This is a genomic window from Streptococcus mitis (assembly GCF_022137125.1).
Lineage (GTDB): Bacteria > Bacillota > Bacilli > Lactobacillales > Streptococcaceae > Streptococcus > Streptococcus mitis_CE.
Genome location: NZ_JAKNEQ010000009.1, coordinates 64,474 through 75,201 on the forward strand (window position 1 = coordinate 64,474; position 10,728 = coordinate 75,201).

Annotated in this window: 7 protein-coding genes; all 7 read left to right on the forward strand. The window is 42.9% G+C overall.

Features of this window, described 5'->3' with window-relative positions; genetic code table 11:
* The first annotated feature begins 30 nt into the window (after nt 1–30).
* The 7 genes from mutS to L0P31_RS08470 all read left to right on the forward strand — a co-directional run bounded on the left by mutS (nt 31) and on the right by L0P31_RS08470 (nt 10,567).
* Complete coding sequence (mutS, locus tag L0P31_RS08440; protein WP_238096503.1) at nt 31–2,565, forward strand: DNA mismatch repair protein MutS; 2,535 nt, start codon at nt 31–33, stop codon at nt 2,563–2,565.
* Nucleotides 2,566–2,710: 145 nt separating this feature from the next.
* A complete protein-coding gene (gene patA, locus L0P31_RS08445) occupies nt 2,711–4,417 on the forward strand; it encodes a multidrug efflux ABC transporter subunit PatA (RefSeq protein WP_033685307.1) in 1,707 nt (568 codons plus the stop codon).
* Between the two features lies 1 nt (nt 4,418).
* Entirely contained in the window at nt 4,419–6,185 is a 1,767-nt protein-coding gene (gene patB / locus L0P31_RS08450; RefSeq protein WP_000859879.1) for a multidrug efflux ABC transporter subunit PatB, read from the forward strand.
* A gap of 137 nt (nt 6,186–6,322) precedes the next feature.
* Nucleotides 6,323–7,012 carry a gamma-glutamyl-gamma-aminobutyrate hydrolase family protein gene (locus L0P31_RS08455; RefSeq protein WP_000124770.1) on the forward strand — a complete coding sequence of 230 codons (690 nt, stop codon included), beginning with the start codon at nt 6,323–6,325 and terminating at the stop codon, nt 7,010–7,012.
* Nucleotides 7,013–7,181: 169 nt separating this feature from the next.
* Nucleotides 7,182–8,531 (forward strand): glucose-6-phosphate isomerase, encoded by a 1,350-nt coding sequence (locus tag L0P31_RS08460; RefSeq protein WP_238096505.1) that lies wholly within the window; start codon nt 7,182–7,184, stop codon nt 8,529–8,531.
* A 127-nt stretch (nt 8,532–8,658) separates the two neighbouring features.
* Nucleotides 8,659–10,119 carry a glutamate--tRNA ligase gene (gene gltX, locus L0P31_RS08465; RefSeq protein WP_238096507.1) on the forward strand — a complete coding sequence of 487 codons (1,461 nt, stop codon included), beginning with the start codon at nt 8,659–8,661 and terminating at the stop codon, nt 10,117–10,119.
* Between the two features lie 13 nt (nt 10,120–10,132).
* Entirely contained in the window at nt 10,133–10,567 is a 435-nt protein-coding gene (locus L0P31_RS08470; protein WP_000355915.1) for a cytidine deaminase family protein, read from the forward strand.
* The last annotated feature ends 161 nt before the right edge of the window (nt 10,568–10,728 follow it).

A 10,728-nucleotide genomic window follows, 5' to 3' on the forward strand; every position in this document is an offset into this window, starting at 1 on the left:
AGACTTATTTTTGACAAGGAGAGACGGAAAATGGCGACAGAAAAGCTATCACCCGGCATGCAACAGTATGTGGATATTAAAAAGCAATATCCAGATGCTTTTTTGCTCTTTCGGATGGGTGATTTTTATGAATTATTTTATGAGGATGCGGTCAATGCTGCGCAGATTCTGGAAATTTCCTTAACGAGTCGCAACAAGAATGCGGACAATCCGATTCCTATGGCGGGTGTTCCCTATCATTCTGCCCAACAGTATATCGATGTCTTGATTGAGCAGGGTTATAAGGTGGCTATCGCAGAGCAGATGGAAGATCCTAAACAAGCTGTTGGAGTTGTGAAACGAGAGGTTGTTCAGGTCATTACGCCAGGGACAGTGGTCGATAGCAGTAAGCCGGACAGTCAGAACAACTTCTTGGTTGCCATAGACCGCGAAGACAATCAATTTGGCCTAGCTTATATGGACCTGGTGACGGGTGACTTTTATGTGACAGGTCTTTTGGATTTCACGCTGGTTTGTGGGGAAATCCGTAATCTCAAGGCGCGAGAAGTGGTGTTGGGTTATGACTTGTCTGAGGAAGAAGAACAAATCCTCAGTCGTCAGATGAATCTGGTACTTTCCTATGAAAAAGAAGGTTTTGAAGACCTTCATTTACTGGATTCACGATTGGCACCTGTGGAGCAAGCGGCATCTAGTAAGCTACTCCAGTATGTTCATCGGACTCAGATGAGGGAATTAAACCACCTCAAGCCTGTTATCCGCTATGAAATCAAAGATTACTTGCAGATGGATTATGCGACCAAGGCTAGTCTGGATTTGGTTGAGAATGCTCGTTCCGGCAAGAAGCAAGGCAGTCTTTTCTGGCTTTTGGATGAAACCAAAACAGCCATGGGTATGCGTCTCTTGCGTTCTTGGATTCATAGCCCCTTGATTGATAAGGAGCGAATCATCCAACGTCAAGAGGTAGTGCAGGTCTTTCTCGACCATTTCTTTGAGCGTAGTGATTTGACAGACAGTCTCAAGGGTGTTTATGACATTGAGCGCTTGGCTAGTCGTGTTTCTTTTGGCAAAACCAATCCTAAGGATCTCTTGCAGTTGGCGACTACCTTGTCTAGTGTGCCACGGATTCGTGCGATTTTAGAAGGCATGGAGCAGTCTGCTCTGGCCTATCTTATCGAACAGTTGGATGGAATCCCTGAGTTGGAGAGCTTGATTAGCGCAGCGATTGCTCCTGAAGCTCCTCATGTGATTACGGATGGTGGCATTATCCGTACGGGATTTGATGAGACCTTAGACAAGTACCGCCGCGTTCTCAGAGAAGGGACTAGCTGGATTGCTGAGATTGAGGCTAAGGAGCGAGAAAACTCTGGCATCAGCACGCTCAAGATTGACTACAATAAAAAGGACGGTTACTATTTCCATGTTACTAATTCGCAACTGGGGAATGTGCCAGCCTACTTTTTCCGTAAGGCAACGCTGAAAAACTCGGAACGTTTTGGAACTGAGGAATTAGCTCGTATCGAGGGCGATATGCTGGAGGCGCGTGAGAAGTTAGCCAACCTAGAGTACGAAATCTTTATGCGTATTCGTGAAGAGGTCAGCAAGTACATCCAGCGTTTGCAGGCTTTAGCTCAAGGAATTGCGACCGTTGATGTCTTACAGAGTCTAGCAGTTGTGGCTGAAACCCAGCATTTGATTCGACCTGAATTCGGAGATGATTCGCGAATTGATATCCAGAAAGGGCGCCATGCTGTTGTTGAAAAGGTTATGGGGGCTCAGACCTATATTCCAAATACGATTCAGATGGCAGAAGATACCAGTATTCAACTGATTACAGGGCCCAACATGAGTGGGAAGTCAACCTATATGCGTCAGTTAGCCATGACGGCAGTTATGGCCCAGTTGGGTTCTTATGTGCCAGCAGAAAGCGCCTATTTACCTATTTTTGATGCGATTTTTACTCGTATCGGAGCAGCAGATGACTTGGTTTCAGGTCAGTCAACCTTTATGGTAGAGATGATGGAAGCTAACAATGCCATTTCGCATGCGACTAAGAACTCTCTCATTCTCTTTGATGAATTGGGACGGGGAACTGCAACTTATGACGGGATGGCTCTTGCTCAGTCCATCATCGAATATATCCATGAGCACATCGGAGCTAAGACCCTCTTTGCGACCCACTACCATGAGTTGACTAGTCTGGAGTCTAGTTTACAACACTTGGTTAATGTCCACGTGGCAACTTTGGAGCAGGATGGGCAGGTCACCTTCCTTCACAAGATTGAACCAGGTCCAGCTGATAAATCCTATGGTATCCATGTTGCAAAGATTGCTGGCTTGCCAGCAGACCTTTTAGCAAGGGCGGATAAGATTTTGACTCAGTTAGAGAATCAAGGGACAGAAAGTCCTGCTCCAATGAGGCAAACAAGTGATGTCACAGAACAGATTTCACTCTTTGATACGACTGAAAAACATCCTATCCTAGCAGAATTAGCTAAGCTGGATGTTTACAATATGACACCTATGCAGGCTATGAATGTCTTGGTCGAGTTAAAACAGAAACTATAAAGAGAAAATTACTAGTCATTCTAGCTGTATCAAGGAGACTTCTTTGACAAGTTCCCACTTTTTTGCTAGAATAACATCACACAAACAGAATGAGAAGGAGCTGACGCATTGTCGCTCCCTTTTGTCTATTTTTTAAGGAGAAAGTATGCTGATTCAGAAAGTAAAAACCTACAAGTGGCAGGCCCTGGCTTCGCTTCTGATGACAGGCTTGATGGTTACTAGTTCACTTCTGCAACCGCGTTATCTACAGGAAGTGTTAGACGCCCTACTTGCTGGGAAATATGAAGCTATTTATAGTATCGGGGCTTGGTTGATTGGTGTGGCCTTGGTCGGTCTGGTTGCTGGTGGTCTCAATGTTGTCCTTGCAGCCTATATTGCCCAAGGAGTTTCATCCGATCTTCGGGAGGACGCCTTCCGTAAAATCCAAACCTTTTCTTATGCCAATATTGAACAATTTAATGCGGGAAATCTAGTCGTTCGCATGACAAATGATATCAACCAGATTCAAAATGTCGTCATGATGACCTTCCAAATTCTGTTCAGACTTCCTCTCTTGTTCATCGGTTCGTTTATCCTTGCGGTTCAAACTTTGCCCTCTCTGTGGTGGGTGATTGTTCTCATGGTGATCTTGATTTTTGGTTTGACTGCTGTCATGATGGGGATGATGGGGCCACGTTTTGCCAAGTTTCAAACCCTTCTTGAACGCATCAATGCTATCGCCAAGGAAAATCTGCGCGGTGTTCGTGTGGTCAAGTCCTTTGTCCAAGAAAAAGAGCAGTTTGCGAAGTTTACAGATGTCTCAGACGAGCTTCTTGGTCAAAACCTTTACATTGGTTATGCCTTTTCAGTAGTGGAACCCTTTATGATGTTGGTCGGCTATGGGGCGGTTTTCCTCTCTATTTGGCTAGTTGCAGGGATGGTTCAATCGGATCCATCGGTTGTTGGCTCCATTGCTTCCTTTGTTAATTACCTAAGCCAGATTATCTTTACTATTATTATGGTTGGATTTTTGGGAAATTCTGTCAGTCGTGCTATGATTTCTATGCGTCGTATTCGAGAAATTCTTGACGCAGAGCCAGCCATGACCTTCAAGGATGTCCCAGATGAAGACTTGGTCGGAAGTCTTAGCTTTGAAAATGTGACCTTTACCTATCCAATGGATAAGGAACCGATGTTGAAAGATGTGAGCTTTACTGTCGAACCTGGACAAATGGTTGGTGTCGTTGGAGCGACTGGTGCAGGAAAATCAACCTTGGCTCAATTGATTCCACGTCTCTTTGACCCACAGGAGGGTGCTATCAAAATTGGAGGCAAGGATATTCGAGAAGTGAGTGAAGGAACCCTGCGTAAAACAGTTTCTATCGTTCTCCAACGTGCCATTCTCTTTAGTGGAACGATTGCAGATAACTTGAGACAGGGTAAGGGAGATGCTACTTTATTTGAAATGGAGCGCGCAGCCAATATTGCTCAAGCCAGTGAATTCATTCATCGTATGGAGAAAACCTTTGAAAGTCCAGTTGAAGAAAGGGGAACCAACTTTTCAGGTGGGCAAAAACAAAGGATGTCGATTGCCCGTGGAATTGTCAGCAATCCACGTATTCTGATTTTTGACGATTCGACCTCAGCCTTGGATGCCAAGTCAGAGCGCCTGGTTCAGGAAGCCTTGAATAAGGACTTGAAGGGAACGACAACCATTATCATCGCTCAAAAAATTAGCTCGGTTGTTCATGCAGATAAAATCTTAGTACTGGATCAAGGACGATTGATTGGTCAAGGTACGCATGCAGACTTGGTTGCCAACAATTCCGTTTACCGTGAAATCTACGAAACACAGAAAGGAAAGGAGGAGTAACATGAAAACAGTTCAATTTTTTTGGAATTATTTTAAAGTCTATAAGCTATCATTTGTAGTTGTTATCCTGATGATTGTTCTGGCGACTCTTGCCCAAGCTCTCTTTCCGGTATTTTCTGGACAAGCGGTAACAGAGTTAGCTAATTTAGTTCAAGCTTATCAAAATGGCAATCCAGAACTTGTTTGGCAAAGCCTATCAGGAATCATGGTCAATCTTGGTCTGCTAGTTTTGGTTCTATTTATCTCCAGTGTGATATACATGTGTCTCATGACGCGCGTGATTGCAGAATCGACCAACGAGATGCGCAAAGGCCTCTTTGGCAAGCTTGCTCGGTTGACTGTTTCTTTCTTTGACCGCCGACAAGATGGCGATATCCTGTCTCGTTTTACCAGTGATTTGGATAATATCCTCCAAGCTTTTAACGAAAGCTTGATTCAGGTCATGAGCAACATCGTTCTATACATTGGTCTGATTCTTGTCATGTTTTCGAGAAATGTGACGCTGGCCCTCATCACTATTGCCAGTACACCAGTGGCCTTTCTCATGCTGATTTTTATCGTGAAAATGGCACGGAAATATACCAACCTCCAGCAGAAAGAGGTAGGGAAGCTCAATGCCTATATGGATGAAAGTATCTCAGGTCAAAAAGCCGTGATTGTGCAAGGTATTCAAGAGGATATGATGGCAGGATTTCTTGAACAAAATGAGCGCGTGCGCAAGGCAACCTTTAAAGGAAGAATGTTCTCAGGAATTCTTTTCCCTGTCATGAATGGGATGAGTCTGGTCAACACAGCCATCGTCATCTTTGCTGGTTCAGCTGTACTTTTGAATGATAAGTCTATTGAAACAAGTACAGCCCTAGGTTTGATTGTTATGTTTGCCCAATTTTCACAGCAGTACTACCAGCCTATTATTCAAGTTGCGGCAAGTTGGGGAAGCCTTCAGTTAGCCTTTACAGGTGCTGAACGGATTCAGGAAATGTTTGATGCAGAGGAAGAAATTCGACCTAAAAATGCTCCGACCTTCACTCAGTTGCAAGAAGGTGTTGAAATTAGTCATATTGATTTTTCATACTTGCCTGATAAACCCATTTTGAAAGATGTCAGCATTTCTGCTCCTAAAGGCCAGATGACAGCGGTTGTTGGTCCGACTGGGTCAGGGAAAACGACTATTATGAACCTCATCAATCGCTTTTATGATGTTAATGCTGGTGGGATTTATTTTGACGGTAAAGACATCCGTGACTATGATTTAGATAGTCTCAGAAGCAAGGTGGGAATTGTCTTGCAAGATTCGGTCTTGTTTAGCGGAACGATTCGAGACAATATCCGTTTTGGTGTGCCAGATGCTAGTCAAGAAATGGTTGAGGCAGCAGCCAAGGCAACCCATATTCACGACTACATCGAAAGCTTGCCTGATAAGTACGATACTCTTATAGATGATGACCAGAGCATCTTCTCGACAGGACAAAAGCAATTGATTTCTATCGCTCGAACCCTGATGACAGATCCAGAGGTTCTCATTCTCGATGAAGCCACTTCGAACGTAGATACTGTGACAGAAAGCAAGATTCAGCATGCCATGGAGGCGGTTGTAGCAGGCAGAACTAGTTTCGTCATTGCCCATCGTTTGAAGACTATCCTCAATGCAGACCAGATTATTGTCCTTAAAGATGGAGAAGTCATTGAACGCGGTAGCCACCATGAACTCTTGAAACTGGGTGGCTTCTATTCAGAACTCTATCACAATCAATTTGTTTTTGAATAAGAAAAAAGTTGTCCCCTTGGGCAGCTTTTTCTTGTCCATAAAAAATATTTATCACAGCCTTAAAAAAAACATATTAGACGAAAGTCATTTTGAGTGATATGATAAGACTATCGTTAACATTCGAAAGGAGAGGCATCATGGCTAGAACGGTTGTAGGAGTTGCTGCAAATCTATGTCCCGTAGACGCAGAGGGCAAAAACATTCATTCATCTGTATCTTGTAGATTCGCAGAGAGCATTCGTCAAGTCGGTGGTCTCCCTTTAGTCATTCCTGTTGGTGATGAGTCAGTTGTTCGCGATTATGTAGAAATGATTGACAAACTTATCTTGACAGGCGGTCAAAATGTCCATCCTCAGTTTTATGGAGAGAAAAAGACCATCGAGAGTGATGATTACAACCTAGTGCGTGACGAATTTGAATTGGCGCTCTTGAAAGAAGCGCTTCGTCAGAATAAACCAATCATGGCAATCTGTCGCGGTGTCCAACTTGTCAATGTTGCCTTTGGGGGAACTCTCAATCAAGAAATCGAAGGCCACTGGCAAGGACTACCTTTCGGGACATCTCATTCTATTGAGACAGTAGAAGGAAGTGTGGTGGCTAAGTTATTTGGAAAAGAAAGTCAAGTTAATTCCGTTCATCGTCAGAGTATTAAAGATTTGGCACCTAATTTCCGTGTAACTGCTATTGACCCAAGAGACCAGACCATCGAAGCGATTGAGTCTATCGATGAGCACCGCATTATTGGTTTGCAGTGGCATCCAGAGTTTCTGGTTAATGAAGAAGATGGCAATTTAGAATTATTTGAGTATTTATTGAATGAACTGTAACGACTGGAACATCTAGTCGTTCTTTCTTTTATTTTTTCAAAATTTTTGGAATGTGGGATTTTTACGCAAACGTTTGAATTCTGATAAAAATTGGAGAAATTCGACAAAAAACTTGAAAAAAACGAAGGTAAGCGTTATGATAGAAAAGAAGAAATATTGGAGGAATAACATGTCACGTATTAAATTTGATTATTCAAAAGTTTTAGACAAATTTGTTGCACCACATGAAGTGGAATACATGCAATCACAAGTAACAGCAGCAGATGAATTGATCCGTAAAGGAACTGGTGCTGGTAGCGACTTCTTGGGATGGTTGGACCTTCCTGAAAACTATGACCGCGAAGAATTTGACCGCATCTTGAAAGCTGCTGAGCAAATCAAATCAGACAGCGATGTTTTGGTTGTAATCGGTATCGGTGGATCTTACCTTGGTGCGAAAGCAGCAATCGACTTCTTGAACCACCACTTTGCAAACTTGCAAACAAAAGAAGAACGCAAGGCTCCACAAATCCTTTACGCAGGAAACTCAATCTCATCTACTTACCTTGCTGACTTGGTAGAGTACGTAGCTGACAAAGACTTCTCGGTAAACGTGATTTCTAAATCAGGTACAACAACTGAACCAGCTATCGCTTTCCGTGTCTTCAAAGAACTTTTGGTTAAGAAATACGGTCAAGAAGAAGCAAACAAACGTATCTATGCAACAACTGACCGCCAAAAAGGCGCTGTTAAGGTTGAAGCAGATGCTAACGGTTGGGAAACATTTGTTGTTCCAGATGATATCGGTGGACGCTTCTCAGTATTGACAGCAGTTGGTTTGCTTCCAATCGCAGCATCAGGAGCTGATATCAAAGCCCTTATGGAAGGTGCGAACGCAGCTCGTAAAGATTACACTTCAGATAAAATCTCTGAAAACGAAGCTTACCAATACGCAGCCGTTCGTAACATCCTTTACCGTAAAGGCTATGCAACTGAAATCTTGGTAAACTATGAGCCATCACTTCAATACTTCTCAGAATGGTGGAAGCAATTGGCTGGTGAATCAGAAGGGAAAGACCAAAAAGGTATCTACCCAACCTCAGCCAACTTCTCAACTGACTTGCACTCATTGGGTCAATTTATCCAAGAAGGAACTCGTATCATGTTTGAAACAGTTGTTCGTGTTGACAAACCTCGTAAGAATGTGATTATCCCTAGCTTGGAAGAAGACCTTGATGGACTTGGTTACCTTCAAGGAAAAGACGTTGATTTTGTAAATAAAAAAGCAACTGACGGTGTTCTTCTTGCCCACACAGATGGTGATGTACCAAACATGTATGTGACTCTTCCAGAGCAAGACGCTTTCACTCTTGGTTACACTATCTACTTCTTCGAATTGGCAATTGCCCTTTCAGGTTACTTGAACGCTATCAACCCATTTGACCAACCAGGTGTTGAAGCATACAAACGTAACATGTTTGCCCTTCTTGGAAAACCAGGATTTGAAGAATTGAGCAAAGAACTTAACGCACGTCTATAATAGAAGAAAAGAGTGGTTTGTCCACTCTTTTTACTCTCTTTATCCATAGAAATTGGCCTCAGCCAAGACTTGTGATATAATATAGAGAGCAAAAAGGCAGATGCCTAAAGACTTTATAGGAGAAACTATGTCAAAAGATATTCGCGTACGTTACGCACCAAGTCCAACAGGACTACTACACATCGGAAATGCCCGTACAGCATTGTTCAACTACCTTTACGCACGACATCACGGTGGGACTTTTATCATCCGTATCGAAGATACTGATCGTAAACGCCATGTTGAGGACGGTGAACGTTCACAGCTTGAAAACCTTCGTTGGCTGGGTATGGATTGGGATGAAAGTCCAGAAACACATGAAAACTACCGCCAGTCTGAGCGTTTGGACTTGTATCAAAAGTACATCGACCAATTACTAGCTGAAGGAAAAGCCTACAAATCTTATGTTACAGAAGAAGAGTTGGCAGCTGAACGCGGACGCCAAGAAGCTGCTGGTGAAACACCACGCTACATCAACGAATACCTTGGTATGAGTGAAGAAGAAAAAGCAGCTTACATCGCAGAACGTGAAGCAGCAGGAATCATCCCAACAGTTCGCTTGGCGGTCAATGAGTCAGGTATCTACAAGTGGCATGATATGGTCAAAGGTGATATCGAATTTGAAGGTGGCAATATCGGTGGTGACTGGGTTATCCAAAAGAAAGATGGTTACCCAACTTACAACTTTGCCGTTGTCATCGATGACCATGATATGCAAATTTCTCACGTAATCCGTGGAGACGACCACATTGCTAATACACCAAAACAGCTCATGGTTTATGAAGCACTTGGTTGGGAAGCTCCAGAGTTCGGTCACATGACTTTGATTATCAACTCTGAAACTGGGAAAAAATTGTCTAAACGTGACACCAACACCCTTCAGTTTATCGAAGACTACCGTAAAAAAGGTTATTTACCAGAAGCAGTCTTTAACTTTATTGCTCTTCTTGGTTGGAACCCAGGTGGCGAAGATGAAATCTTCTCTCGTGAAGAACTCATTAAACTTTTCGATGAAAACCGCCTGAGCAAGTCACCAGCAGCCTTTGATCAGAAGAAACTCGACTGGATGAGCAATGACTATATCAAGAATGCAGACCTAGAAACTATCTTTGAAATGGCAAAACCATTCTTAGAGGAAGCAGGCCGATTGACTGACAAGGCTGAAAAATTAGTTGAGCTCTATAAACCACAAATGAAATCAGTAGATGAGATTATCCCATTGACAGATCTTTTCTTCTCAGATTTCCCAGAATTGACAGAAGCAGAGCGCGAAGTCATGGCGGGGGAAACAGTCCCAACAGTTCTTGAAGCCTTCAAAGAAAAACTTGAGGCGATGACAAATGATGAATTTGTAACAGAAAATATCTTCCCACAAATCAAAGCTGTTCAAAAAGAAACAGGTATCAAAGGGAAAAATCTCTTCATGCCAATTCGCATCGCAGTTTCAGGTGAAATGCATGGACCAGAATTGCCAGATACTATCTTCTTGTTAGGCCGTGAAAAATCAATCCAGCATATCGAAAACATGCTAAAAGAAATCTCTAAATAAGAAGGATGCAACAATGGATATCTGGGAAAAGATGTACGAAGAAGCACAGAAATTGTATAATCCACATGAAGTATCTGATTTTGTTTATGCGAATCATGTCGTTGCCGCAGTAGAAGCAGAAGATGGACAAATATTTACAGGATTCTGTATGGAGGGAACCTGTGGTGTTTTCCATCTCTGCGCAGAGCGGGCAGCACTCTTCAATATGTACCAATTTTCGGGACAAACTAAGGTTAAAAAAGTCTTAGCCTTTCGAGAGCAACCACCTTATGGTGGAAGTTCGGGTATGCCTTGTGGCGCTTGCAGAGAGTTCCTCTTAGAGTTGAACGCTGAAAATAAGGACGCAGAAGTCATGATGGACTACGATACAAGAAAGACGGTTAAAGTTGCAGAACTAATGCCCTATTGGTGGGGAGAAGAACGTGCTTCTAAGTTTAATAATCAATAGAAGAGTCAGTATAATTCTGGCTCTTTTTACTTAATTTGAAAAAAACAGAAAAAGTAGTTGACAAGTCTGAAAAAGTCTGTATAATAGTAAGAGTTGAAAACAACTCTGGTCCGTTGGTCAAGGGGTTAAGACACCGCCTTTTCACGGCGGTAACACGGGTT

Bases quoted from the DNA above. Each gene is read 5' to 3' on its own strand.
- mutS (WP_238096503.1), top strand. From the start codon at position 31: ATGGCGACAGAAAAGCTATCACCCGGCATGCAACAGTATGTGGATATT.
- patA (WP_033685307.1), top strand. From the start codon at position 2,711: ATGCTGATTCAGAAAGTAAAAACCTACAAGTGGCAGGCCCTGGCTTCG.
- patB (WP_000859879.1), top strand. From the start codon at position 4,419: ATGAAAACAGTTCAATTTTTTTGGAATTATTTTAAAGTCTATAAGCTA.
- L0P31_RS08455 (WP_000124770.1), top strand. From the start codon at position 6,323: ATGGCTAGAACGGTTGTAGGAGTTGCTGCAAATCTATGTCCCGTAGAC.
- L0P31_RS08460 (WP_238096505.1), top strand. From the start codon at position 7,182: ATGTCACGTATTAAATTTGATTATTCAAAAGTTTTAGACAAATTTGTT.
- gltX (WP_238096507.1), top strand. From the start codon at position 8,659: ATGTCAAAAGATATTCGCGTACGTTACGCACCAAGTCCAACAGGACTA.
- L0P31_RS08470 (WP_000355915.1), top strand. From the start codon at position 10,133: ATGGATATCTGGGAAAAGATGTACGAAGAAGCACAGAAATTGTATAAT.